This window comes from Salinimicrobium aquimaris (assembly GCF_035607535.1).
In the GTDB taxonomy this organism is placed as follows: Bacteria; Bacteroidota; Bacteroidia; order Flavobacteriales; family Flavobacteriaceae; genus Salinimicrobium.
The window spans coordinates 511,536-538,161 of sequence record NZ_JAYDZX010000001.1; the positions used below are offsets into that span (position 1 = coordinate 511,536).

25 protein-coding genes are annotated in these 26,626 nt (G+C 42.7%); 19 read left to right on the top strand and 6 right to left on the bottom strand.

Going from position 1 to position 26,626, the window contains the following annotated elements:
- Positions 1–130 precede the first annotated feature (130 nt).
- From nhaC to ribB, 10 genes are all read left to right on the top strand, one after another.
- Positions 131–1,609 carry a Na+/H+ antiporter NhaC gene (gene nhaC, locus VR862_RS02275; RefSeq protein ID WP_324719322.1) on the top strand — a complete coding sequence of 493 codons (1,479 nt, stop codon included), beginning with the start codon at positions 131–133 and terminating at the stop codon, positions 1,607–1,609.
- Positions 1,610–1,754: 145 nt separating this feature from the next.
- On the top strand, positions 1,755–2,393 hold the full coding sequence (locus VR862_RS02280) for a peroxiredoxin (protein ID WP_324719323.1): 639 nt from the start codon (positions 1,755–1,757) through the stop codon (positions 2,391–2,393).
- A 12-nt stretch (positions 2,394–2,405) separates the two neighbouring features.
- Positions 2,406–2,717, top strand: coding sequence for a thioredoxin family protein (locus VR862_RS02285; protein WP_324719324.1), 312 nt, complete (start codon positions 2,406–2,408; stop codon positions 2,715–2,717).
- A complete protein-coding gene (locus tag VR862_RS02290; protein ID WP_029033525.1) occupies positions 2,698–2,946 on the top strand; it encodes a DUF6952 family protein in 249 nt (82 codons plus the stop codon). The genes VR862_RS02285 and VR862_RS02290 overlap by 20 nt, the downstream gene beginning before the upstream one ends.
- A 128-nt stretch (positions 2,947–3,074) precedes the next feature.
- Positions 3,075–3,575, top strand: a complete 501-nt coding sequence (gene tpx, locus VR862_RS02295; protein ID WP_324719325.1) for a thiol peroxidase — start codon at positions 3,075–3,077, stop codon at positions 3,573–3,575.
- Positions 3,575–3,943, top strand: coding sequence for a diacylglycerol kinase family protein (locus VR862_RS02300; RefSeq protein ID WP_324719326.1), 369 nt, complete (start codon positions 3,575–3,577; stop codon positions 3,941–3,943). The genes tpx and VR862_RS02300 overlap by 1 nt, the downstream gene beginning before the upstream one ends.
- Positions 3,944–4,048: 105 nt before the next feature.
- Positions 4,049–6,418: a DNA translocase FtsK gene (locus VR862_RS02305; protein WP_324719327.1), complete on the top strand. Its 2,370-nt coding sequence runs from the start codon at positions 4,049–4,051 to the stop codon at positions 6,416–6,418.
- A gap of 15 nt (positions 6,419–6,433) precedes the next feature.
- Positions 6,434–7,078 (top strand): outer membrane lipoprotein periplasmic chaperone LolA1, encoded by a 645-nt coding sequence (gene lolA1 / locus VR862_RS02310; protein WP_324719328.1) that lies wholly within the window; start codon positions 6,434–6,436, stop codon positions 7,076–7,078.
- A 3-nt stretch (positions 7,079–7,081) separates the two neighbouring features.
- A complete protein-coding gene (locus VR862_RS02315) occupies positions 7,082–8,533 on the top strand; it encodes an LptF/LptG family permease (RefSeq protein ID WP_324719329.1) in 1,452 nt (483 codons plus the stop codon).
- 31 nt (positions 8,534–8,564) lie between these two features.
- On the top strand, positions 8,565–9,701 hold the full coding sequence (gene ribB / locus VR862_RS02320; protein WP_324719330.1) for a 3,4-dihydroxy-2-butanone-4-phosphate synthase: 1,137 nt from the start codon (positions 8,565–8,567) through the stop codon (positions 9,699–9,701).
- Here ribB and VR862_RS02325 read toward each other — a convergent pair.
- The gene (locus VR862_RS02325) at positions 9,698–10,327 is read right to left on the bottom strand and encodes an NAD(P)H-dependent oxidoreductase (RefSeq protein ID WP_324719331.1); all 630 of its coding nucleotides are present in this window, start codon (positions 10,325–10,327) and stop codon (positions 9,698–9,700) included. The genes ribB and VR862_RS02325 overlap by 4 nt on opposite strands.
- A gap of 386 nt (positions 10,328–10,713) precedes the next feature.
- Between VR862_RS02325 and VR862_RS02330 the strand changes: the two genes are divergently transcribed.
- Positions 10,714–11,760 carry a helix-turn-helix domain-containing protein gene (locus VR862_RS02330; RefSeq protein ID WP_324719332.1) on the top strand — a complete coding sequence of 349 codons (1,047 nt, stop codon included), beginning with the start codon at positions 10,714–10,716 and terminating at the stop codon, positions 11,758–11,760.
- Here the strand turns inward: VR862_RS02330 and ligD are convergent.
- Positions 11,757–14,180 (bottom strand): DNA ligase D, encoded by a 2,424-nt coding sequence (ligD, locus tag VR862_RS02335; protein WP_324719333.1) that lies wholly within the window; start codon positions 14,178–14,180, stop codon positions 11,757–11,759. The genes VR862_RS02330 and ligD overlap by 4 nt on opposite strands.
- A complete protein-coding gene (ku, locus tag VR862_RS02340) occupies positions 14,181–14,960 on the bottom strand; it encodes a non-homologous end joining protein Ku (protein ID WP_324719334.1) in 780 nt (259 codons plus the stop codon). It abuts the gene before it with no gap.
- A gap of 264 nt (positions 14,961–15,224) precedes the next feature.
- Between ku and VR862_RS02345 the strand changes: the two genes are divergently transcribed.
- Both VR862_RS02345 and VR862_RS02350 read left to right on the top strand, forming a co-directional pair.
- Positions 15,225–15,884, top strand: coding sequence for a flavodoxin family protein (locus VR862_RS02345; RefSeq protein ID WP_324719335.1), 660 nt, complete (start codon positions 15,225–15,227; stop codon positions 15,882–15,884).
- Positions 15,885–15,903: 19 nt separating this feature from the next.
- Positions 15,904–16,260 carry a phage holin family protein gene (locus VR862_RS02350; RefSeq protein ID WP_324719336.1) on the top strand — a complete coding sequence of 119 codons (357 nt, stop codon included), beginning with the start codon at positions 15,904–15,906 and terminating at the stop codon, positions 16,258–16,260.
- 1,130 nt (positions 16,261–17,390) lie between these two features.
- On the opposite strand, the gene VR862_RS02355 is transcribed toward VR862_RS02350, so the two are convergent.
- Positions 17,391–18,461: an NADH:flavin oxidoreductase/NADH oxidase gene (locus VR862_RS02355; protein ID WP_324719337.1), complete on the bottom strand. Its 1,071-nt coding sequence runs from the start codon at positions 18,459–18,461 to the stop codon at positions 17,391–17,393.
- A 355-nt stretch (positions 18,462–18,816) separates the two neighbouring features.
- Here VR862_RS02355 and VR862_RS02360 point away from each other — a divergent pair, with 355 nt between their 5' ends.
- The 6 genes from VR862_RS02360 (at position 18,817) to xth (ending at position 24,638) form a co-directional block, all read left to right on the top strand.
- Complete coding sequence (locus tag VR862_RS02360) at positions 18,817–19,608, top strand: hypothetical protein (RefSeq protein ID WP_324719338.1); 792 nt, start codon at positions 18,817–18,819, stop codon at positions 19,606–19,608.
- A gap of 105 nt (positions 19,609–19,713) precedes the next feature.
- Entirely contained in the window at positions 19,714–20,958 is a 1,245-nt protein-coding gene (gene xseA, locus VR862_RS02365; protein WP_324719339.1) for an exodeoxyribonuclease VII large subunit, read from the top strand.
- A 3-nt stretch (positions 20,959–20,961) separates the two neighbouring features.
- Positions 20,962–21,162 carry an exodeoxyribonuclease VII small subunit gene (xseB, locus tag VR862_RS02370; RefSeq protein WP_324719340.1) on the top strand — a complete coding sequence of 67 codons (201 nt, stop codon included), beginning with the start codon at positions 20,962–20,964 and terminating at the stop codon, positions 21,160–21,162.
- Between the two features lie 93 nt (positions 21,163–21,255).
- Entirely contained in the window at positions 21,256–22,449 is a 1,194-nt protein-coding gene (locus tag VR862_RS02375) for a GAF domain-containing sensor histidine kinase (protein WP_324719341.1), read from the top strand.
- 252 nt (positions 22,450–22,701) lie between these two features.
- Positions 22,702–23,865 carry a PQQ-dependent sugar dehydrogenase gene (locus VR862_RS02380; protein WP_324719342.1) on the top strand — a complete coding sequence of 388 codons (1,164 nt, stop codon included), beginning with the start codon at positions 22,702–22,704 and terminating at the stop codon, positions 23,863–23,865.
- Positions 23,862–24,638, top strand: a complete 777-nt coding sequence (gene xth / locus VR862_RS02385; protein WP_324719343.1) for an exodeoxyribonuclease III — start codon at positions 23,862–23,864, stop codon at positions 24,636–24,638. The genes VR862_RS02380 and xth overlap by 4 nt, the downstream gene beginning before the upstream one ends.
- Here the strand turns inward: xth and VR862_RS02390 are convergent.
- Together VR862_RS02390 and metF are read right to left on the bottom strand one after the other, a co-directional pair.
- Positions 24,605–25,513, bottom strand: coding sequence for a hypothetical protein (locus VR862_RS02390; protein ID WP_324719344.1), 909 nt, complete (start codon positions 25,511–25,513; stop codon positions 24,605–24,607). The two genes, xth and VR862_RS02390, sit on opposite strands and share 34 nt — an antisense overlap.
- Before the next feature lie 141 nt (positions 25,514–25,654).
- The gene (gene metF / locus VR862_RS02395; RefSeq protein ID WP_324719345.1) at positions 25,655–26,611 is read right to left on the bottom strand and encodes a methylenetetrahydrofolate reductase [NAD(P)H]; all 957 of its coding nucleotides are present in this window, start codon (positions 26,609–26,611) and stop codon (positions 25,655–25,657) included.
- Positions 26,612–26,626 lie beyond the last annotated feature (15 nt).

Below are 26,626 nucleotides of genomic sequence, written 5' to 3' on the forward strand. Positions count from 1 at the left end.
CTGTTTAGAATTCATACAAAACTTGAATTTCTGTTCAAAAAGCCACAACAGCCACAACTAATGCAGCCTCAACTTTTAACTTTTGACTAAAAATCGTAACATTACGGCATCATAATTTAGACCCCCTTTAATGGAAGACGAAAAGTTTATTGAAGACACTAAAATTCACACGAATCGCGAACTGAATATTTGGGAAGCTTTATTCCCTGTTTTTGCTCTTATTGGAATGCTTGCATATAACGTCTTTGTTTATGGAGATGATTCCCTGAGCGGTTCAAACCAATTCATACTTTTACTTGGAGGTGCTGTTGCAGCAATAGTTGGAATATTTAATAAAGTCTCTTTTGACACGATGATAGAAGAGGTGGCGAACAATATCAAGTCCACTACCGGTGCTATCCTCATTCTGCTTATGGTAGGTTCTCTTGCAGGAACCTGGCTCATTAGCGGAATTATCCCCACCATGATCTATTACGGACTCCAGATCCTCAATCCCACTATCTTTCTTGCAGCCACGGTCATTATTTGTTCTGTGATCTCTGTGGCAACCGGAAGTAGCTGGACGACCTCGGCCACTGTAGGTATTGCCCTTATAGGGATAGCTGAAGCCTTAGGTATTTCGGTTGGAATGACTGCGGGAGCTATACTTTCGGGTGCTTATTTTGGGGATAAGATGTCCCCCTTAAGTGACACCACCAACCTCGCTCCTGCCATGGCCGGGACAGATCTTTTCACTCACATTAGGTACATGACCTATACAACGGTTCCTACCATTATTATAACACTTATTGTATTTGCTATCCTGGGTTTCACCATTGAACCGGAAGGTACTGCAGATACCGCCTCCATCCTTGCTTCTATAGAAAATGCCTTTAATATTTCTCCCTGGTTATTCGTGGTGCCGGTTCTTGTCATTGTGCTTATCGTGATGAAAACTTCCCCATTAATCGCCCTTTTGTTGGGAACGTTGCTTGGAGCAGCTGCTGCCGTTATTTTTCAGCCAGAAGTGGTCACGCAGGTCTCAGGCTATGACCATCTTTCCTTTGAAGCTGCATATGTGGGGCTCATGAACTCCATCACAGTGGACACTTCGATTACTACAGATAATGAGCAACTCAATGATCTTTTCTCGGCCGGTGGCATGTCTGGAATGCTCGGTACCATTTGGCTTATCCTTTGCGCAATGGTGTTTGGAGGGATCATGGATGCCATTGGCGCCCTTGCAACTATAAGCAGAGCCCTGCTCAACCTTTTCCATACCACCTTTGGGCTATTCGCCAGTACGGTGTTTAGTTGTGTTACCCTTAACGCTACAGCTTCAGACCAATATCTTGCCATAGTTGTGCCCGGAAAAATGTTTTCCAAAGCTTACCGGGATAAAGGTCTGGCTCCGGAAAATCTTAGCCGCTCGCTCGAAGACTCCGGAACCGTGACCTCTGTACTCATTCCGTGGAATACCTGTGGAGCCTATCACAGCGGAGTATTGGGAGTGCCGGTAGCATCCTATTTCTTCTATGCCATCTTCAATTATTTGAGTCCGTTCATGACTTTGTTTTACGCGGCGTTCAATATTAAGATCAGGCAACTGGGAAGCAAAATCGCAGCTTAAATAAGAATAAATTATGGAATTCTTTTACTGCAATTGACAAAACCTATAATCAAATAAAAAATAAAGATTTGCGGCCTTTTTGAGGCCGCTCTTTGTTTTTATCTTTGCAGCCGAATTGAATAAATAACTATAAACTTGAAATACTATGGCATTAGTAGGAAGAAAATTTCCAAACTTAGAAGTAAACGCTATGAACGAAATGGGGGATACTTTTAAGATCAATGTTTTTGAAGAAGCAAAAAACAACGCTAAGAAAGTTTTACTTTTTTGGTACCCAAAAGATTTCACATTCGTTTGCCCAACAGAACTTCATGCTTTTCAAGAGGCTATGGCCGAATTTGAAAAGAGAAACGTAATGGTGATCGGGGCATCCTGTGATACTCCCGAAGTTCACTTTGCATGGCTTAACACTCCAAAAGACAATGGAGGGATCGAAGGAGTGACTTATCCAATCCTTGCAGACTCTAACAGAAACCTTGCTAACCAGCTTGGGATCCTTGATATCACCAACGAGAACTACAACGAAGAAACAGGAACCTATACTGTTGAAGGTGACAACGTAACCTACCGTGCTACTTACCTTATCGACGAAGAGGGAACTATTTTCCACGAGAGCGTTAACCATATGCCACTTGGAAGAAACGTGAAAGAATTCATCCGTTTGGTTGATGCTTATACTCACGTACAGGAAAAAGGAGAAGTATGTCCTGCAAACTGGGAAGAAGGTAAAGAGGCAATGAATGCCAACCGTCAGGGAGTAGCATCTTACCTGAGCGCAAACTAAAAAAGCCCGAGCATGAGAGAATTGACAAATGATAATTTAGCAGAAGTAGTTTCTGAGAATGACACAGTAGTTGTGCAATACATGGCAGGTTGGTGTGGAAACTGCAGGGTGATGAAGCCCAAGTTCAGGAAGCTTGCTGCTGAAAACGAGAACGCGACTTTTCTCCTGGTAGATGCCGAAAAATTTCCTGAATCAAGAAAGCTGGCCAAAGTAGACAATTTACCAACCTTTGCTACTTTTAAGAATGGGGAATTGGTAAACCAGGTACAGACCAACAAATTTGAACTTTTAAAAGACTTAGTCAATGAAGTTACCAGTAATTAGACATCTGCAAAAAAATAACGATCAGGAAAAACTCGAACACACTCTTGAAGTTTTGGAGTCATTTTGCGACCACAGGTCTGTGAGTGATGAAGAAATGGATGTTGTTGGAGAATTGATCAGTAACATTTGCGGAGCCCTGGAGGTTCAAAAAATGATAGATGAAGGAATGCCCGAAAGAGATGCGGCAAACAACTTCATGAAAAAGGTGCTGAGTTCAATTGATAAATAAACCGCACCAACATTGATTATCAAGGCTGCCTAAGTTTTTTAGGCAGCCTTTTTGTTTTATGACAATTTTAGTAAATAAGAAACCCTAAAATTTTAAATTTAATAATTGAACCACCAAGGAAACAGGATATGTCACAAATCACACATAAAGGAAAGTCGATTACTACCTATGGACACCTTCCCGAAAAGGGAGAAAAGGCTCCGCATTTTGAACTTTTGAGATCTGATCTAAGTGTAGCGACACTTCAGGATTTTAAAGGCAAAAGAGTTATTATGAATATTTTTCCAAGTATTGACACCTTTGTTTGCGCGACCTCCGTAAAGAATTTTAGTGAGAGGGCCAGCGAATTAAATAATGTTGTGGTCTTAAATATTTCACGGGATCTGCCTTTTGCACAGGAAAGGTTTAAAAAAGATAATGAGATTGCCAATTGTGAAAATCTTTCAGATTTCAGAGAACGTAATTTTGGAAAAGATTATGGTTTGGAAATGATAGATGGTGCGTGGGAAGGTCTATTGTCCAGAGTAGTCATTGTGCTCGATGAAAATGGAAAGATCCTTCATACAGAACAAGTAAAGGATATTGACAAGGAACCTGATTACCTGGAGGCACTAAAACCCCTGTTATAATGTATAATTTTATCACCGGCCGTATCAAAGGTGGTGGTTATGCAATAAAAGGTGCCTGGCTGCTGTTGAGACATGAACCCAGCATTCAGGTACAATTTGTTATTTCCATCTTTGTCACCATTGCCGGCTTTTACTTTGATATCACCGCTACAGAATGGATGTTCCAGATCCTATCCATTGGGCTGGTCATGGCCACAGAAGGCGTTAATACAGCAATTGAAAATATTGCCGATTTCGTTCACGCAGATTACCACGTAAAGATTGGCCGTATAAAAGATGTAGCTGCAGGAGCAGTATTTTTTGCAGCTGTAGTAGCTGTAGCTGTGGGTTTGATCATTTACCTTCCCTATATCTTCTACACGTTATAGATCAACTTTAAAACCTGCCGGTAACTTCTTTCAAATAGATTTTTGCTTTTCTTTATATTAGCTGATGCTAATTTGTATTTTTGCCCCCAAACCCTGAGTCTCATTATGGCTAAAAGAAAAGCTGTCAAAAAATCCTCCTCAAAATCCTCTTTTTCAAAGCCATCTATGAAGCTTTCTCCCAAAGGGAAAGTTATTTTAGGGAGTTTTTTGATCTTTTTTGGCCTGGCCCTTTTAATCGCTTTTACTTCCTTCCTCTTTAACTGGCAGGCAGATCAAAGCACTTTAGATCAACTTGGGAATCGCGAGGTAGAAACCCAAAACCTTTTGAGCAAATTTGGAGCTGCCATAAGCAACTTTTTCATTTATGACGGGTTTGGAGTGGCAGCTTTCGCTATTGCGATCCTTACCGTCATTACAGGGATCTATTACTTCTTTAGCCTTAACAAGAACCCGCTTTTCAAATTCTGGTTTTGGGGTATCTTGGTGATGATCTGGTTGTCTGTATTTTTTGGGTTTTTTGCAGAGACTAATGCGCTACTAGGGGGTACCGTTGGTTTTGAAATAAACGATTATCTTCAGGATTACCTCGGCTTTACCGGAACAGTACTTCTTCTTACCTTTTTACTCATTGTTTACCTTGTGGTAAGGCTGAAGCTTACTCCGGAAAAAATTCTTTCAGCATTTAAAAGAACCAAAAAAGACATTTCTGAGGACTTTAGATCTGCTTCAGTTTCTGAAGACATAAAAGTAAAAAGCCCTTCAGAGGAAATAAAAAGTGAACCTGAAGCAAAACCGAAACCCACAACTCCCGAACCTGAAAAACCCAAAGCCCCCATACCCACACCGGCACCGGAAAAGATGGTAATACGTTCGGGGGAAAATCCCGATGATGTTGAAATGGAGGTGGAAACAGCACAGGAGGAGGAAGTTGATGACAGCCTTAGCCGAAAACTGGTAGAGGATTACGGAGAATTTGATCCCACTTTGGAACTTAAAAATTACCAGTTTCCTACCATTGAACTATTAAAGGATTATAATGCCAATGGAGGTGGTATAACCATCAATCAGGAAGAGCTTGAGGAGAACAAGAACAAAATTGTAGACACTCTCAAGAATTACAAAATTGACATCGCCCAGATAAAGGCGACCGTAGGGCCCACAGTTACCCTTTACGAGATCATTCCGGAAGCCGGGATAAGGATCTCCAAGATCAAGAGTCTGGAAGATGATATTGCTCTTTCCCTATCGGCACTGGGAATCAGGATCATTGCACCTATCCCCGGAAAAGGAACTATAGGTATTGAAGTTCCTAACAAGAATTCTACCATGGTTTCCATGAGAAGCGTGATCGCCTCTCCCCGCTTCCAGAATGCCGAAATGGAATTGCCAATGGCCCTTGGTAAGACAATTTCAAATGAAACTTTTGTTGTTGACCTCGCCAAGATGCCTCACCTTCTAATGGCAGGGGCAACAGGACAGGGTAAATCTGTTGGACTAAATGCCATTCTCACTTCTTTGCTCTACAGCAAACATCCGGCAGAAGTAAAATTCATCCTGGTAGATCCAAAAAAGGTAGAATTGACTCTCTTTAATAAGATCGAAAGACATTATCTCGCAAAGCTGCCAGATACCGAAGAAGCAATTATTACCGATAACACCAAAGTCATCAATACCCTTAACTCGCTTTGTATTGAAATGGACAATCGCTATGAGTTGCTCAAGGATGCGATGGTGCGGAATATCAAGGAGTATAATGCCAAGTTCAAGGCAAGAAAATTAAACCCGGAGAACGGTCATAAATTTTTGCCGTATATCGTTCTTGTGGTAGATGAGTTTGCAGATCTGATTATGACGGCCGGGAAGGAAGTTGAAGCTCCAATCGCCCGACTGGCTCAACTTGCCAGGGCAATAGGTATTCACCTTATCATTGCCACGCAGAGGCCTTCTGTAAACGTAATTACCGGGATCATTAAAGCGAATTTCCCTGCCAGGATCGCTTTTAGAGTGACCTCCAAGATCGACTCCCGAACAATCTTAGACAGCCAGGGCGCCGATCAACTTATAGGGAAAGGAGATATGCTGTTTACCCAGGGTAATACTTTACTCAGGTTGCAATGTGCCTTTGTAGATACGCCCGAAGTTGATAAGATCACCGAATTCATTGGCTCACAAAAAGCCTATCCCGATGCTTACCACCTGCCCGAATACAGCGGAGAGGAAAGTGGCACATCTCTTGATATTGATGTTGGCGACAGGGATAACCTCTTTCGGGAAGCCGCCGAAGTTATTGTCATTGCACAACAAGGATCGGCTTCATTACTTCAAAGAAAACTGAAATTGGGCTATAACCGTGCAGGTAGGATCATTGATCAACTTGAAGCAGCCGGTGTTGTGGGGCCTTTTGAAGGCAGCAAGGCGCGACAGGTGCTGGTTCAGGATATTGAAGGTCTTAACCAACTGTTGAATGAGGAATAGAGAAAATAAAAAATAATGAAAAGAATAATTTTAGTAGCAGTAGCTTTTTTAACCTTCACAGGTTCTTATGCCCAGTCTTCCAAAGAGGCTAAGCAGTTGTTGGACGAGGTATCTTCAAAAGTAGAATCGTATGACAACATTATCATAGATTTTAAATACGCATTAGAGAACACAGCAGAAAATGTAAAGCACGAGACCCGGGGAGACGTTAGCCTTGAAGGGGAAAAATACCTGCTGAACATTATGGGTACTACCCGCCTTTTTGATGGGAAAAAACTGTACACGATCATCCCTGAAGATGAGGAAATAAATATTTCCACCTACAATCCTGAAGATGATCAGGAAATCACCCCTTCAAAAATGCTGACATTTTACAATGACGGGTACAAGTCCCAACTGGGGCCGGTACAGGATCTAAAAGGCAGAAAGATCCAATACGTGAAACTGACTCCAATTGACTCAAAAGCTGAGATCAAGGAAATCCATCTTGGAATAGACAAGCAAACGAAGCATATCTATAATCTTATTCAGACGCAGGATAACGGCACAAAGATCACCATTACGGTGAACAGCTTCAAAACCAATCAACCCCTACCCCAATCTCTTTTTCAGTTCAAGGAAAGCAGATACAAGGATTACTATATTAATCGTTTAGATTAGAAATTGAAAATACTCGACAGGTACATACTTACCAGTTACCTAAAAACCTTTTTTTCGGTCTTTGTAATACTCATGTTCATCTTTGTATTACAGACCATTTGGCTGTACATAGGCGAACTGGCAGGTAAGGACCTGGATACGGAGATCATCTTCAAATTCCTGCTGTATTTTAGCCCTAAGCTGGTACCACTGGTACTGCCACTCACTATTCTGCTGACTTCCATCATGACCTTCGGAAATTTTGCAGAGAATTATGAGTTCGCAGCTATGAAATCGGCCGGGATATCTTTGCAGCGGGCAATGAGATCTCTCACTGTTTTTATTTTGCTGGTAAGCGTTACGGCTTTTCTGTTTTCGAACAACGTAATTCCAGCAGCCGAGTACAAATCTATTAATCTTAGAAAGAACATCGCCCAGCTCAAACCGGCGATGGTGATATCTGAAGGTGTCTTTAACGATCTGGGGCAGATCAATATCAAGGTTGATGAAAAATCAGGTGAAAGAGGCCAATACCTTCACGACGTCATCATTCACAAGAAGAATGAACGTCGTTCGGGGAATTACACTGTTATAAAAGCTACTGAAGGAGAACTTGTAGGAAGTACAGGTTCAAATATTTTAAGCCTTATACTCCGGGACGGGAACTACTACGATGAGATCATGTCAACTTCCCCCCGGGAGAGGATGAAAAGGCCCTTTGCAAAAAGCTATTTTGAGGAATACACCATTAACATGGACCTCTCCGGCTTTAATGATGTTGATCTCGATGAAGAAAGGTACAGCAATTCCCACAACATGCTCAAGATCTCTGAGCTCAACCGCACTATTGATTCCTTTTCTACATCCTACAACAAGGAACTGGAAACCTTTTCCAGAAATATGTACAACCGTACCGGGTTTGACAATCTGAAAAAAGATGTGAAGCCGGTAAAGGATACAATTTTAGATCCTGAAGACGGAATTTTACCGCTGTACGATCCCTACCAGGCTTCTCAGATCATTAATCTTGCCCTGGGAAATGTCAATGGAGCAGTAGCAACAGTAACAAATAAGCAGGCAGAGCTCATACAGGCTTCGAAACGCCTTAATAAATTTGAGATCGCCCTGCATGAAAAATATGTTTTGGCTTTTGCGTGCATAGTTCTGTTCTTTGTAGGCGCACCACTGGGAGCTATAATACGTAAGGGAGGAATGGGTTTACCTATGGTTATAGCAATTCTCCTGTTCCTCACCTATCACTTTATTGGGATCTTTGCCAAGAATAGTGCCGAAGAAGGACAGATAAGCCCCTTTTTAGGCACCTGGCTTTCCACACTTATCATGCTGCCGCTGGGAATTTTCCTCACCTACCGGGCAACGACAGATCAGGGCTTGTTCAGCTTTAGCATTTTATTTGAACCTGTGAAAAGACTCTTGAAAAGAACCCATATTATGGGACGTTCCGAAAAGGATTGATATCTTTGCGGCCAATAAGTACAGCTAGAGAATGAGCAAGGAAACTGCCTTTAAATTACATACTATAAAAGAAGCCATTGACGACATAAGGGCCGGAAAGGTGATCATTGTTGTTGATGATGAGGACAGGGAAAACGAAGGTGACTTTTTAGCTGCTGCTGCAAAGGTAACACCTCAAATGATCAATTTCATGGCCACCCACGGCCGCGGACTCATTTGCGCCCCTATTACAGAGAAACGTTGCAAGGAACTCCAACTGGAAATGATGGTGGGCAATAATACCGATCCTATGGAGACTGCTTTCACTATCTCTGTAGACCTTAAAGGCAAGGGCGTTACTACCGGAATTTCAGCTTCAGACAGAGCAGAGACCATTCGTTCTCTGATCGATCCTGAAACCAGACCTTTTGACCTCAGTCGCCCGGGACACATCTTTCCGCTTAAAGCAAAAGAAGGTGGAGTATTAAGACGTACCGGTCATACCGAAGCAGCCATAGATTTTGCAAGACTTGCCGGCTTTCCTCCTGCCGGAGTGATCGTGGAGATCATGAATGAGGATGGTACTATGGCCAGGCTTCCGCAACTCATTAAAGTAGCCGAAAAATTTGACCTTAAGATCGTTTCGATTGAAGATCTCGTTGCCTACAGAATGCAACACGACTCCCTGATCGTGAAGAAGGAGGATTTTGACATCAACACCCGGTTTGGCACTTTTAGACTAAGAGCTTACCAGCAAACCACCAATAAACAGGTACATATTGCCCTTACCAAAGGTGCATGGAAATCTTCAGATCCCGTACTTGTCCGGGTGAATTCAACTTTTGTCAATAATGACATTTTAGGGACCCTTACCAACGATGCCGACAAAAAGCTGGATTATATGTTTAAAGCCATTAATGATGAGGGAAAAGGAGCCATTGTTTTCATTAATCAGGAAAGTCAGTCTCTAAACCTCCTTAAGAGACTCGGGGAATTAAAGGACTTGCAGAAGCAAGGGGAAATGAAGGCCCCTCCAATTATCATGGATTCGAAGGACTTTGGAATAGGAGCCCAGATCCTTCACGATCTCGAGATCCACAAACTTCGCCTCCTGTCTAACAGTAAACAGACGAAAAGGGTCGGAATGATAGGCTACGGACTGGAGATTACGGAGTATGTGAACTATTAGAGTTCGATCACTGTTTCTTCTACCGGCCTTCTCACTTTCTTTAAGGAAGCAAAAAAGTCATCTTCTGCCCTGTAACCTACCGGTAAAGCCAAAACTGCTTCTAAACCATATTGCTGAAGGTTGAGGATCTCATTATATTTTTGAGGCTCAAAGCCTTCCATTGGGCAGGAGTCAATCTCTTCGACGGCACAAACGGTTAGCAAGGTCCCCAGTACTAGGTATGCCTGGTGCGTTGCCCAAACCTTTATCTCGTCAACAGGCTTTTGCTCAAAATCCCCGATTAAAGAGTCACGGAATGGGTGCAATATTTCATCGGGAGTATTTCTCACCTCCTGCACGTTCCTGAAATAATTATGGATGAATTCCTTATTGATCGCAGTCTCGATACAGATCACCAAGACGTGTGAAGCGGTACCAATCTGTTTTTGGTTATAGGAAGCTTTCATCAATTCATGCTGTACTTCCTTATTTTGCACAACTATAAGCTTGAGGGGCTGCAGGCCGTAAGAAGTAGCAGTAAGATTAAATGCTCTTTTTAGAACATCTAATTTTTCAGAGGAAAGTAATTTATCGGGATCAAACTTCTTTGCTGCATATCTCCACTTCAGGGCATGAACACTTTTCATGAATCGAATTTTGTGCAAAGATACGCCACACAAACAGAGGCTGCAAATCGCAAAATTATTGCAATCCTAATAAGTTCAAGATTGGGAATTACCTTGCTTACGTTCACGCCTGTTGCGATAAAAGAATAGGATCTTGCGAAAAAGATAGGCAGTCACCAGCAGCACCAAAAGGGCTTCAAATCCCAACATAAAATAATATAGCGTCATATACACCGAACGTTAGAAGGTTCAATCCAAAACCTCAAATGTAGACTAACTCAAGGTGAAGTATTAGCTCTATTCCAACTAGTAATACAACTTATAACACAATTTTGGCTAAGAAAAATCTTTAAAAACTTTAAGTTGTAGAAAGAACAAAAGACATTACAACCTCTAAAAAGAGAGAAATGAAAATTTTTGTAAAAGCTTTACCTGTAGAAGAAATTATAGAAAGCTTATCCAAACAGTTTAAAACACCTATTAAAAGAGATGGCGGGGAACTGACCATTGAACTCACCGATAAAATGGGACAGGGTTTCATCCGAGGAACAAGTTTCACTTCGGGAGTTGGCATAATTGAATATAATGTCACTTTCTATATGGATATGGAAATCCATTTTGTGATCAATCAGACGCATCCACTAAAATTTATTTTCTGTTCAGAAGGGAGAGTGAATCATGCCTTCGAGGAGAATATGGAAACCCACACTATTGATACCTACCAGAATGTGATCGTCTCCAGCAGTGGTCATAATGGACATATCCTTTACTTCAAAGCAAATGAAACCTCCCACGTGTTTAGTCTGGAGATCATTAGAACCGAATTTAACAACAGAAAAAACTTTGGTTACAAAGATCTTGACCCTCGCCTTGAAAAATTATTTAAAGATGAAGTTTCCCGGGAGCTCTTCTTTTACCAGGGGAACTACAGCATACAGGCCGCAGACATAGTAGAGGCTATGGCCAATAAAGAGCATACCGGTTTTCTACGATCCATCTACCTCGAAGGAAAGGCCTATGAAATGCTGGCAAAACAGATAAGTCAGTACTGTGATGACCAGGAAAATGGAAATAAGTCGGCCCTGTTACGAAGAACCGATGTAGAAAAGGTGAAACGGGCTATTGAGATCATCAACCAGGACCTCAACCAAAACTACTCAGTGGAGGAACTGGCCAAAGAAGTAGGTACCAACGTAAATAAACTTCAGGAAGGTTTCAAATACATGTTCGATCTTACGGTAAATAAATATGTGCAACAGGTGAAATTGGAAGCTGCAAAAGAAATGCTCACCAACAGTGACAACAATATTTCCCAGATTGTAGGACAGATAGGCCTTAATAACCGTAGTTATTTCTCTAAGATCTTCAAAGAAAAATACGGCGTTAGCCCAAAATACTTTCTGAATCAGAAATTTTCTGAAAGTGAGGAAAGCATGGAAAACGAGTCAAGCTAACCAGAGAGAGCTTCGAGTGCCTTTTCAATATCGATCCCTTTCCCCAGTACCGCTTTGAACAGATCCGGTTTCTGCTCAATCCTGGCCGGCATGGTCTTTATGGTAAATTCCTTCATATCCAATCCCGGTTTTACCTCTTCCCATTCCAGAGGAGCCGACACAGTCCCACCCGGTTTAGGCCTTGCACAATATGGTGCTGCAAGGGTTTGTCCTTTGCGGTTCTGCAGGAAATCGAGATAGATCTTTCCCTTCCTCTTTTTTACATTCCGCTCCATGGAAGTGGTTTCCGGTAATTTTTCCTTGATGAAGTAACAGAGGATCTTTGTGAAATCCCTCGCTTCATCATAGGTATATTTTGCACCCAATGGAATGTAAATATGAATCCCACTGGAGCCGGAAGTCTTTGGATATCCTTTTATTTTTGCCTTATCCAGCACCTCCTTCGCTGCCTGCGCAACTTCTATGACTTGTTCAAAAGTGGTTTTTTCTGAAGGGTCTATATCAATAACTGTAAAATCTGGATGGAGAAGATTTTCAACTCTGGAGTTCCAGGGATTGATCTCTATACAACCCAGGTTCGCCATGTAAATTAGACTCGCCTGGTTTTGGCACATGATGTATTCGATCTCGCGGTTGTTATGCTTGGAAAAGATCCGTGCAGATTCCAGCCAGTGAGGAAAAATACCTGCAGTATCTTTTTGATAGAACCCCTCTTCTAAAATGCCGTTTGGATGCCGGTGTAAATTCTGCGGTCTGTCCTTCAAATAAGGTAAAATAACATCAGAAATTTGCAGATAATATTCAATGAGGTCATACTTTCTCAAGCCCGATTCCGGCCAATAGATCTTGTCCAAATTACTTATAGGAACAGAAATTCCATCTATTTCCAAAGCATCTCCTTCTTTTTTTGCTGCCGGTTTTTTCTTCGGAATTTTTGCCGTTTTTTCTTTCGTTACCTCCTGTGGCAGTTTATCTATTCGCAGACCTTTAAAAGATGGATGTCGCATATGGCCGGACCGGGTCCATTCAGAAAAGTTTACTTCACAAATAAGTTCAGGAATTAGCCAGGTAGGGGTTCGGCCCTTTAATGCAGGTTTCTTTTTAAAAGGTTTGACATCGGTTACCAGGGCCTGAAATTTTTCATAAAGGTCTTTCTTATCCTGCTCGCTGAAGCCTGTTCCGCAGTTGCCAATATAGACCAGCTCCTCCTCCCGGTGCATCCCCAGGATCAAAGATCCGAAAGGACCTCCCTTATCTGAATCTGTATACCCGCAGATCAAAGCTTCCTGACTTTCAAATGCTTTTATCTTTAACCACTTGTCACTTCTGGAGCCGGGAATATATTGAGAATCGGCTTTTTTGGCGATCACTCCTTCCATTCCCATTTCCACTGCCTGCTCAAAAAAAGCTTTTCCCATACTTTCTACATGGTCGCAATAATACACCTGCGGAATATCTTCTATCACCTCCGGGATAAGACTTTTTCTTTCGGTAAGGGGCAGGTGCATAATATTATGACCATTTAAAAAAAGGATGTCAAACACATAGTAGCGGAGTTCTCCTGAAGGTTCTTTTTGATAATTCTGGAGCTTTTGAAATACAGGTTTCCCGGTCTCATCCAGCGCCACCACCTCTCCATCGAGGATCACATCATGCGGAATAGCTTTGAGATGCTCATAAAGTTCCCTGAATTTAGCTTTAAAGGAAATTCCGTTTCGGGAATAGAAATCCACTTTCCCTTTCTGTATGTTCGCAAGAGCGCGATATCCATCCCACTTCAATTCATAGATCCAGTTCGCTTTGTTGAAGATCTCGGGAGCCTTTGTGGCAAGCATAGGTTTGATAAGCTCTGTAACCTTAAGTTGCTTTACCTTCTCACGCTCGGCGTGTTCACTCAGGTTCTCGGCATCGTAACTCAGCTCTGTGGAATATTCGTCCTTTTTCTTGATGAGCAACCATTGATTGTCCTTATCCCCTCCCCTGCGGGTGTGAACCAGGGCAAAAGTACCTTTTACTTTAGTGCCAAAAAATGACAGTTTAAGATCACCTTTTTTCAGCATTTTCAAGAGGTCCTTCTCATCACCTCCTCCTGCCGCCTCATAGGTACCTTCATCCCAGATGCTCATCTCCCCTGCCCCGTAATTTCCTTTTGGAATTGTACCGTGGAAGGTGAGATATTTAATAGGGTGGTCTTCGGTCATTAAAGCAAGGCGCTTATCTGCCGGATTCATAGAGGGACCTTTAGGAACTGCCCAACTTTTCAAAACACCTTCCATTTCCAGGCGCAGGTCATAGTGAAGCCGCGTAGCCCTGTGGCGTTGTACGACGAATCGCAGCCGGCCTTTGTTCTTTTCATAAGCAGCATCGGGTTCGGGAGTTTTGGAAAAATTCCGTTTTTTGATGTACTCGTCTAGTGCCATTTAGGAAGCTTTGCTTTTTTTCTTCTTTTTGTCGAGACTGGCTTTCAGTTGCGCCATAAGGTCTGTCGCAGGTGTAGCTTTGGTCTCGAACTTCTCAACTTTAGTTTTCTTGCCAGAGGTCTTGGCTTTTATGATCTCCAAAAGCTGATCATTGTAGACGTCCTTGTACTTCTCGAAATCAAATTCTTCGGTATACTGCTCGATCAGGGATTTAGCCATGTCAACCTCCTTTTTAGAAACCTTGACATCGGGAAGCTTTAATTCTGAAGGATCCCTTATCTCATCTGCAAAGCGCACCACATGAAGAACAAGGGCATCTTTATAAACTCCTATTAAACTAAGGTTTTCCTTTGCCCGCATTACAAAAGTGGCCACTCCAAGTTTTCCGGTGTCTTTAAGAGCATTCTTTAGCAGATTATAGGATTTCTCCCCGCCTTTTTGAGGCTCAAGAAAATATGGCTTTTTAAAGAGTACATCGGCAACATCTTTTTCTTCAATGAATTCCTCGATGTCTATTGTACGGGATTTCTTTATGTTCGCCTTGTCGAAATCCTCTTTTTCCAAAATGATATAGGAATCATCCTGTTTGTAGCCTTTCACAATATCTTTCCACTCTACTTCCTCGCCCGTCACTTCATTGACCCGTTTGTACCTTATCCTTGCATGATCGTTCTTGTCGAGCATATCGAGATCGAGCTTTCGCTCCTCGCTACCCGAATACATTTTGATGGGAATTGTGACCAGGCCGAAACTAATGGACCCGTTCCAGATAGACCTCATAACCTGAAAATTTAAAGTTGATTCTCTACAAGATACCCGAATTTTCAATCATTCCCGAAGGATTAGCATTGTCTTAACGGAAGCTACCGCCCCTTTCCTCTCTTCCGTTAAGGTTTTAGGAAAAAGTCGCTAAAGCTTTCTTAATCATTTTGTTGCGACACAAAAAAGAATATAACTTAGAATTAACTGAGAAAACACCTGTCTTTCCGGGCAGCAAGAGTAAACCTGAAGCATCAAATCAACGGTGTGAAAAAAAAATTATCAATGGCATTAAAAGCACTTTTTTTAAACTGTACTCTAAAAAGATCACCCGAAACTTCAAATACATCAGCCTTTGTTAAGCAGGCACAAAAAATGTTCGCAGAACTCGATGTGCAAACAGAGGAGGTAAGAGTGGTAGATCAAAATGTGAAATTCGGAAATTCCTCAGATGAAGGGGAAGGAGACGGCTGGCCCAACATTCTTCAAAAAGTAAAGGACAGTGATATCACTATCATTGCTACCCCTGTGTGGAGAGGAGACCGCAGTGCAGTTGCAAAGGTTGTAGCCGAACGTTTTGACGGCATCTGGGAAGAAGCCGATGAAGAGACGGGCCAGTATCCTACCTTCAACAAAGTGGGCGGGGTCATGGTAGATGGAAATGAAGATGGTGCCAAAAAGGCCATTTCAAGCATTTGTTTTGATCTTTCGGAGCATGGCTTCACAGTTCCCGTAAATGCTTTTAGTTATTATGTAGGTAAGGCAGGACCGGGGCCAGCCTATATAGAAGCCAATGGTGACAGGCACTTCTTTACCAATCGCACCCTTTACCTCATGGTGCACAACCTTACTCACGTAGCAAGAGTTCTTAAGGAAAATCCGTACCCGACGAATGTAAAGGAATTGAAGAAAAAAGCTGAAAAGATCAGTGACACTGAAGAATAAAAATTAAACCTGATTTGATATGTTAAGCTGGTTAGTACACATAGTAGTTGATACCATAGTTCTTTTAATTGCGGCAAGGATGTTGCCGAAAGTAGAGTTAAAAGGCTGGAAAACAGCTCTTGTTGTGGCGATCCTCATTGGAATTTTGAGCTTTTTTCTCAGCTGGATCCTCACCGCGATCTTAAATGTCGTTACCCTTGGAATTTTCTATCTTCTGGGTCTGGGTTTCATCACAAGGATTTTTGCCTTTGCGATCATCATTGAACTGGCAGATAAATTGAGCAAGGGTTTTAAAACTCACGGTTTCATGCCGTCCCTCTGGTTGGCGATCATTATAGCCATAGTCGGAACAATTGTGGACTGGCTCATTTTATAAAGAAGGAATAATTGAGGCTCAGATTCCAGCCTTACAGGCTGGTTTTGAAATATGCTATCCAATTCCCGGGGCGATGCCCCGCGCTTCTTCTTTGCAGCCTTACAGGCTAATCATTTAAATGAGTGATTTAAGTTTCCAGAGCGGTCCTTCGGACTTTACTGGCAGCCTTACAGGCTGAAAAACTTCTAAAAAAATGCCATTTTTGAAACGTACAAAGGCCGGTAGTTTAAAAAAAGGTATTGTGCTGGCAAAAAAAGATCGATTACCCATGATACTTCCTATTTCACATTTCCTTTAAGGCCGTAAGCCTTAAACAAAATAGCCCGGAGCAATGTTCCGGGTCATTTTGAAATACCCGCATCAGCCTGTAAGGCTGAAACATTATACTCACCCGAAGGTTTCCAGCCTTACAGGCTGGTTTTGAAATATGCAATCTATTTCCCGGGGCGATGCCCCGGGCTTGTTCTTTGCAGCCTTACAGGCTGGTCATTTAAATGAGTGATTTAAGTTTCCAGAGCGGTCCTTCGGACTTTACTGGCAGCCTTACAGGCTGAAAAACTTCTAAAAAAAGGTCATTTTTGAAATGTACAAAGGCCGGTAGTTTTAGAAAAGGTATTGTGCTAGCAAAATAAGATCAAATACCCATGGTACTTCCTATTTCACATTTCCTTTAAAGCTGTAAGCCTTAAACAAAATAGCCCGGAGCATCGCTCCGGGTCATTCGAAATACCCACATCAGCCTGTAAGGCTGAAACAAAATGTCACCAGAATCATTCCAGCCTTGCAGGCTGGTTTTAAAGTTTGCAATCCAATCCCCGGGGCGATGCCCCTGGCTTGTTCGTTGCAGCCTTACAGGCTGGTCAATTAAATATGTGAATTTAATTTCCAGAGCGATCCTTCGGACTTTATTGGCATTCTTACAGGCTGAAAAACTTCTTCAAAAAATGCATTTTTTGAAGCTTATCAAGGCTGGACGTTGTATAAAAATTTGCCGAGCTAGAGAAATGTAAGTACGTCGGCATCCAAATCAAACTTCCCTTAAGGCTGTAAGCCTTAAAACAAAAAAGCCCGGAGCAATGCTCCGGGTCATTTTTTGAAATACCCGCATAAGCCTGTAAGGCTGAACAAGGCTATCGAGGTTGAGCTCTTAAATATTGATTTGGCCACTCAATTTCTGCACCCAATTGGGCAGCTGCCTGGAGAGGAAAATATGGGTTCCTTAACATCTCTCTTCCTAGTAAAACAAGATCGGCCTGCTCCTTTTGGATAATTTTCTCTGCTTCCTGCGGAGTGGTGATCATACCTACAGCGGCAGACATAATCCCGGCTTCCTGCTTTATTTTTTCCGAAAACGGCACCTGATATTGCTTCGCCACGGGGATAGTTACATGGGGTATCAGTCCGCCCGAGGAGCAGTCTATGAGGTCCACGCCTTCCTCTTTCAGCAGTTTCGCCAGTTGAACCGATTCCTCCTGATTCCAGCCTCCCTCAGCCCAATCTGTGGCCGAGATCCTTACAAATAGCGGTAGCTCCTTTGGCCAGTTTTCTCTTACCGCTCGTGTCACTTCCAGAACCAATCTGCTGCGGTTTTCAAATGACCCGCCGTACTCATCCTTTCTGTGATTGCTTAAAGGTGAAAGAAATTCGTGTAGTAAATATCCATGAGCTGCATGTATCTCCAGCACCTTAAAGCCTGCCAAAAATGCTCTTTTTGAAGCCTCTTTGAAATCTGATATTACTTTCTTTATTCCTGTGGCGTCCACGGCTTCCGGGGAAGGATTTTCACTATAGAAAGGAATAGCCGATGGTGCTACCGGTTGCCATCCTCCCTCCTCTTCCGGAATATATTTCCCGCCTTTCCAAGGGCTCGTTGTCGAGGCTTTTCTGCCCGCATGTGCCAGCTGAATTCCCGACACACTTCCCTGAGATTCTAAAAATGCGGTTATTTCTTTCAGTTTTTCCACGTGCTCATCTTTCCAAATACCAAGATCATCGGGCGTGATACGGGCTTCGGGGGAGACTGCTGCAGCTTCAGAAATTATGAGTCCGGCGCCTCCGGTGGCCCTGGTCCCCAGATGCACCAGGTGCCAGTTGTTGGCAAAGCCATCTTTGCTGCTATACATGCACATTGGTGACACAGCTATGCGGTTCTTGAATTTGATCGATCGTATATCTAAAGGGGAAAATAATTTACTGCTCATAAAAAGTATATTTCATTTCTTCAAAACTAAGGAAAATGAAAGGCGTAATTCCCGATATGCTATAGGCAAAAATCATTAGAAGATCGATTTAAGTAATGTTCTGCAGGTGTTCTTCAGAGTAGGATTCTTAACCCCTCACAGAGTTGTAGTTAGATACTTCCGGAAGATTTCCTGGAGTTTTCCGGCTGAAGGGACAGGATCAGTAAATTTTCTAAAAAAGTTTTAAACCTCAGACTTTCAATAATTTACGTATCTTTGGAGAAGTTTAAGAACTTTCCTCCATTTTGAATTTCAGCTTCCGGATAGAAGGACAGCATTCCCCCTTTATATTTAATATTAATTAAATCTTTATATTATGAAAAGGATGCAGTTTATGATGATCTGGGGCTTTTGTTTCCTGATTTTTAGCAGCGTGAATTCCCAGGAAAATCAAAATCAGGCTTACTGGATACACGAAGACCAGGTTAGACCCGGGCAGGTAGAGGAATATACTGAACATGCCAGGAAGCTTGTGGCAATGGCGAATGAACACAATTTCCAGGGAATGGGCTGGAATGTTGCTCAAATGGATGATGGCACCTTTTTGTCCATCACTCCCATAGATGATTTTGAGCACCTGCAAAGTCTGTCTTTTGCAAGTCTGCAGGAAAAGGTGGGGCAGGAAAAATTTAGTCAGTTGATGAACGGCTTCAATAAATATTATGACTATCACGGAGACTACATCACAATCCTGGACAACGATCTCTCGTATATGCCTGCCGGAGAAGGAGTTGTACAAGATGGAAAAGACTTCAGAAAATGGCATTTCATGAAGGTCACTGCCGAAAATGATTCGAAGATGAGAGAAAAACTCAGGGAATTAAAGGATCTTTACGGCAAGAAGAATTCGAAGATGCATTATAGGATATACCGATCTGGATTTGGACAAATGGGCAACAATTATGTGGCAGTACTTTCTGCAAAAGACGCTCAGGATTACGCGCGTCTTTCTGCTGAAAACGATCAGGTACTGGGAGAAGAAGGAAAAAAGAAATTCCGGGAGATCATGGATCTTGTCACCGAGTACAGAAATATGCAGGGGCAAATGAGACCCGATCTGGCCTATCATCCCACAGTAGTAGCGGCTCAACCTATACAGAAAGATTGAAATATCATTAGATAATATTCCTAAAATAGATGCTCTGATCTTCTTTTTCAGAGCATTTATTTTTCGGTGTGAATTTTTAAATATCTTAGCAGGGAAGATCCCGCTATGCCCGCCAAACAAGTTTTTCCGCTCTCCAAGCTTACCGAAGCTATTGAAAATGTGATCAACAGGTATTGCAGTAAGGTGGTGTGGGTAAAGGCTGAAATTGTCAAGCTTAATCATTATCCGCATACAGGCCACTGCTATCCAGACCTGGTAGAGAAAAAAGACGGAAAGATAGTTGCCGAGCTTAGAGGGAACATTTGGAAATCCAATTTCGACCTGATCAATGAGAAATTCAGACAGGTACTAAACGAGGACCTTCGGGACGACATGACGGTAGTGGTGCAGGCGACGGTTACCTTTCATTCTGTCTATGGCCTTGCTCTTAACATCCTGGATATAGATCCAGAATATACGCTTGGGGAACTGGCTAAGCAGAGAGCTGAAGCCATAAAAAAACTTGTTTCAGAAGGCATTTTTGAAGCCAATAAGAAACAACGACTTCCGGGGTTACCTAAGACCATTGCAGTTATTTCTGTAAACAGCAGCAAAGGATATCAGGATTTTCTAAATGTTATTGAGAACAATCCCTGGGGCTACAAATTCCATTGCAAGCTTTTCCCGGCGATCCTGCAGGGAGAACGTGCGGTTACCACTATCACAGCCCAATTAAAGCGAATTGAAAAGCACCAAAACCTATTTGATGCTGTTGCGATCATTCGCGGCGGGGGTGGCGAAATTGGCCTTAGCTGCTACGACAATTATCACCTGGCGAAGGCAATTGCACAATTCCCTTTGCCGGTACTCACCGGGATTGGTCACTCCACTAATGAGACCGTTAGTGAGCTGGTGAGCTATAAGAATTTTATAACCCCTACAAAAATAGCGGAGTTCCTGCTTCAGGAATTTCACAATTTCGCACAGCCGCTCAGGGAAAATCTTCAGAAAATAGTGACAGGCGCAAATCTTCTTTTCGAAAGACAGGAGACCCGACTGGAAAAGGTTTCAAGCTCCTTCGGCTTTTTGACCACCAGGATCCTGGACCGGGAAAAGAACAGACTCACCTCCTGCAGGCAGGTGATTCATTCAGGGGCCAAGGGAATTTTAAAAGAAAGAAATTCGGAATTAAAAAACATTTCAACTTCAATTGAGCTGCTCTCCCCAAAGAACATTTTAAAAAGAGGTTTCAGTATTACCAGGAAAGATGGCAGGATCATTACAGACGCCGGTTTACTCGAATCCGGAGACATTATAGAAACTGAATTCTATAGAGGTAAAGCTTCAGCAGAAATTAAAAAAACAAATTAAGTAATGGGAACGAAAATCACCTATACCGAAGCCTTTGATGAACTACAGCAAATAGTCACAGACCTGGAAAGTGCCGAAATCAGCATCGATGAGCTGGACTCCAGGGTGAAAAGAGCTTCTGCCTTACTTAAAATTTGCAGGGAGAAACTTTATAAGACAGAACAAAACGTTTTGGAGACCCTTAAAACTCTGGAAACAGAATAAAAATTGCCCTGTAAGAAAAAAGCCACTCCAGGAACTGAAATTTATTCGTATTTTGCCTGTAAGCCTTGAACATTAATTTCTGCATTTATCGAAGTGAACACTAAACAGGATTTATCTGCCGATGTAACGGCCATAAATCAGATTTCCATAGTTCCCCAATTACTGGAGGTAATTTGTCGTACTACAAAATTAAGATTTGCTGCCATTGCAAGGGTAACCGATGAGCGGTGGCTGGCTTGTGCCACTTTAGATAATGTACCTTTGGGGCTCAAGGCGGGAGATGAACTGGAGATCAAGAACACCTTTTGCACCCAGGTTCATAAGACAGGAAGGCCTGTGATCTTTGATGATGTCAATAAAGATGCTACCTATATCGACCATCCCGTTCCCAGGTTATATGGCATCGAAAGCTACATTTCTGTTCCCATTTACAAAAAGAACGGTGAGTTCTTTGGAACCCTGTGTGCCCTGGATTCTGTACCGGCCAATATAAATACTCCTGAAGTTAAGGAGATGTTCAAGCTCTTTACAGACCTTATTTCCTTCCATCTTGAAACAGTGGAAAGAATGGAAGCTACTTCAAAGACCTTGCAAGAAGAGCGGGAAATGGCAGATCTCAGAGATCAGTTCATTGCTATTTTAGGGCATGATCTTAAAAATCCCATTGCAACCATGAGAATGAGTTCAGACATTCTGCTTAAAATGTCTAAGGAAGAACTTACGCTGAAACATGCATCAATGATCAAGTCCACTTCCTTCAGGATGCAGAATCTCATTGAGAACATTCTCGACTTTGCAAAAGGAAAAATGGGTGAAGGCATCGCTTTGGACAGGGTGGCTAATAATGGATCTCTTGTTAAAATCCTGAAACAGGTCATCAAGGAAGTAAACATAAGCTCCCCCGAAAGGGAGATCGATCTTAAGATCGACCTGAAATCTGATGTTTATTGTGACAGGAACCGCATCGGCCAGTTATTGGCCAATTTACTCAGCAATGCAGATCAACATGGAGATAGAGATGCTCCTCTAAAAGTAACTGCACTTACCACAGATGATAGTTTTGAGCTCTCCGTGATTAATAAAGGAGAAAAGATCCCGGAGGAAGCCATAGGTCATCTCTTTCAGCCTTTTTACAGGGATAAGAGCGATGTGAACAAGAAAGGGCTGGGACTGGGTCTTTTTATTGCTGCTGAAATTGCTAAAGCTCATAAGGGAAAGCTCCTGGTAGATTCCACATCGAAGGAGACCAGATTCACTTTAAGGATCCCTCTGAAGGAACAAATATAAGTGTTCAAAATTTCATTTTTGAACCCCCTTATTGTTCCACAATTACGGGGTGAAATCTTCATTTTTGCCAGACCTTTCTCCTGCTGAATTATTTCCATATCCAGCACGGAAAAAATTTGAGTAGGGGGTCTTCATTTACGTATCCTTTTAAACAATTCTCAAAGTTTAAGCAACCTCTGTTAAGTCTTTACTAAGCAACTTGTAAGCAGCCTTAAGTCTTTTTATATTAGGTAAGTACATAAATTAAACGCTATGAAAAGAAAGACTTCACCCAGGGCAATTGCGATAGAGTTGCCAATTCAACGAAAAATATTTATCAGCATTTTTATAATGCTGCTTTTTAGTCTCACCGCACTGGCCCAGAAGCCCACGGTAAAAACCGACGCAGGAGCCATTAAAATTGATGTGATAAAAGAAGGCCTTGACCATCCCTGGGGTATGGCTTTTTTACCCGATGGGAGGCTGCTGGTGACAGAAAGAGCGGGAACGCTTAGGATCCTGGATAAGAATAACAACCTGTCTGCACCACTTTCGGGTACCCCCGAGGTTTTTGCGCAGGGACAGGGCGGTATGCTCGATGTGGTGCTGCATCCGGACTTTGATCAAAATAAATATGTCTATCTCTCCTTCGCGGAACCCGGTCCTAATGGAACTGCTTCCACTGCATTGGGTAGGGGAAAGCTTGAGGGAAATTCCCTGCGCGAATTTGAAGTTATTTTTCGAATGGAGCCAAAGGTGGAAGGCCCAAATCACTTTGGCGGCCGCATCATCTTTACTCCCGAAAATGATATTTTTCTCACCCTTGCCGAAAGATTCAAATTTGAACCGGCACAAGACCTCTCCAGCCATTTAGGTACTGTTGTGCGCCTCAATGAAGACGGTTCGGCTTCTGAAGAAAATCCTTCTTTTGATGCTGAAAATGCTCTTAAAGAGATCTGGTCCTACGGCCACAGAAATATTGAAAGCGCAGCCTTGCATCTCGAAACGGGTGACCTTTGGGTTGCAGAAATGGGACCAATGGGAGGCGATGAACTGCAAATAGCATCTGCCGGCAAAAACTACGGCTGGCCTGTGGTAAGCTGGGGAGATAATTATGACGGAAGTGAAATCCCCGATCCTACCACACATCCCAAGTTCGCTGATGCTGTAATTCACTGGACACCCACAATTTCTCCTTCGGGAATGATCTTTTATGATGGAAAAGTCTTTCCCGAATGGAAGAACAGCATGATGATAGGCGGACTTACCTCCACCGGAATTGTGAGGGTGAAGGTTGACGGGGAACAGGCCCGTGAGGTCGAAAGAATTCCGCTTTCAGTTAGAGTAAGAGATGTAGAACAGGGGCCCGATGGTCATATATGGGTACTTACAGATGAAAACAATGGAAAGATCCTTCAGCTTAAGCCCGTGAAATGAGAATAGCAACTTATAATGTAAATGGAATCAATGCAAGATTGCCGGTATTGCTAAAATGGCTGCAGGAATCGGAACCCGATGTGGTTTGTCTTCAGGAACTGAAGGCACCCGATGAGAAAATTCCGAAGGATGAAATTAAACAAGCAGGTTACACTGCCCTTTGGCATGGTCAAAAACGCTGGAATGGAGTTGCCATTCTCGCCAGGAAAGGCCTCGAGATACAGGAAACCGGCCGCGGCCTGGCAGGAGAACCCGAAGACGAGCAGAGTCGCTATCTTGAAGCTGTGGTGAACAATATCACCATAGGCTGTCTTTACCTGCCAAATGGCAATCCTGCCCCGGGTCCTAAGCTGGAATATAAGATGCGATGGTTCGGCCGCCTTACACAACGTGCCGCAGAATTGATCAAAAGGGATGAGCCGGTTATTCTCACCGGGGATTATAACGTAATGCCCACAGAAAAAGATGTTTATAAACCTGAAAGATGGGTTGATGATGCACTTTTTAGGCCCGAGGTTCGAAAAGTATTTCATGATCTGGTCGCTCAGGGCTGGACAGATGCAATTCGGAAATTATATCCCAACGAGACCATTTACACCTTTTGGGATTACTTCCGGAATGCCTATTGGCGAAATGCCGGTTTACGTATCGATCATTTCCTGCTTAGCCGGCACCTTAGCGGCAAATTAAAAGATGCCGGAGTAGATAAACATGTGAGGGGCTGGGAGAAAACCAGCGATCACGCTCCTGTTTGGGTCGAAATTTCAGTTTGAGCCCCGGCAGCTATTCCGGGTTTAATTTTTCTGAAGAACAGGAAGCTGAAGATCACCGCCAGTGTAAGGGCAGAGGGCATTATAAAGACCACAGGAACCACATTCACCCCTGTTATTGCCATGGCAATGATCTTTGCAACCAGAGCAGTCAAAAGAAAGCAAAGAAAGATAAGCGTTACAGCTGACATGAGGTACCCGAGATCTTTGTTTTTCCAGAGCAAAAGGCCCGAAATAAATCCAATAGGAAGAAAGAGAGAAAGATCCAGTCCCTGAACTGTGAGGCTGGTGTAATGCGCTACAGAAGCCGGAATAATTGTTCCGTCCAGCAATGGGGTAACTATGATCTCCAGCCAGAGAAAAGCTATGGATGTGGACAGGAACATGAGAAATCCTCCTATCAACTTCCGCCTTAGGCCGGGTTTAAATTTTTCCCGTAGCCCATCCAGCTTGATTTCAAAAAGGGTGATCATAAAGGCAAAAAATGAGAGTGATGTTATGATTACATAAAGCAGGAAAAGTGCATTGTACATCCCCATATTTGTATAGAACAGATAGGTAAGGAAGAAAAAATGCAAGACTCCCGCGTGAAAGAAAACTGCTTTTAATTTTCCGCTTTTTAGAAGGTGCAGGGAGAAAAGAAGCACGGGAACTGCAATGAAAAGCGTCACATAGTCATGTGCTATTCCCTGGACGGCCACCTCTGCAGACATGTGTTCATAGAGTCCGCGGCCATAGATCTCCACATCTCTTCCACGGATGGATCTGTAGATGTACGGCTTCCCATCTGTAGAGTAAAAGATCCCGGCTGCCGCTGCCACCGCTGCGCAAAGTGCTGTAAGTATTGACAACAGCGAAATGATCCTGAAATTTCTCATTTTACGAAAGAATTAGAAGATAAAGTTCAGAACCCGGAAGCGCAAAAACATTGATAAATATCAGTCAGAAAAAAATTCGTAGAAATTTCTTGGGAGGTAAAAAATTCTGCTCAAAAAAGGATCTTTTTCAAACCTGTTCGTTTAAAAAACCCGGGAAGCTATTGCTTTAATATTAGCACTCTTTCCCATGGAATAATAATGTAGTACGGGAATTCCTGCAGCTATCAGTTCCTTGCTTTGCTCCACACACCATTCGATCCCTACCTGGTGAACTTCTTCATTGTTTTTGCATTTTTCCACCTCATGAATAAGATCGTATGGCAGGTCAACATGGAAGCGGTGAGGGATCATCGTGAGCTGTTTTTTGGTAGCAATAGGCTTTAAACCGGGAATAATTGGAACATTAATGCCATTTTCCCTGCATTGTTTTTCGAACTCAAAAAACTTTTGATTGTCAAAGAACATCTGGGTCACCACATATTCTGCTCCTGCCTCTATCTTTGCTTTTAATCGCTGAATATCCTTTTGAAGACTGGGAGCTTCCATGTGTTTTTCAGGATAACCCGCCACTCCTATACAAAAGTCAGTGTTATGTCCGTTTTCAAGGGCTTCATCCAGGAATTTTCCGCAGTTCATTCTGGAAATTTGCTGCACCAATTCGTTGGCGTAATTGTGGCCCTGGGGATCGGGTGTAAAGTAGATCTCGCTCTTTACCGCATCTCCTCGCAAGGCCATCACATTCTTGATTCCAAGGAAATCGAGGTCGATAAGGAAATTCTCGGTATCCTCTTTTGAAAATCCGCCGCAAAGGATGTGAGGCACCGCATCCACCTTGTATTTGCTTTGTATGGCAGCGCAGATCCCCACGGTTCCGGGCCTTTTTCGCACTACCCTTTTTTCAAGCAGCCCTTTTTCCCGCTCGATGTATACGTACTCTTCCCTGTGATAGGTGACATCAATAAATGGAGGTTTAAATTCCATGAGAGGATCTATCCCGTCAAAAATGGACTGGATATTTTGCCCTTTTAGAGGGGGCAGAATCTCGAATGAGAAAAGGGTTTTATCTTTTGAATTGGCCAGATGTTCGGTTATTTTCATTTCAATTAATGTCTG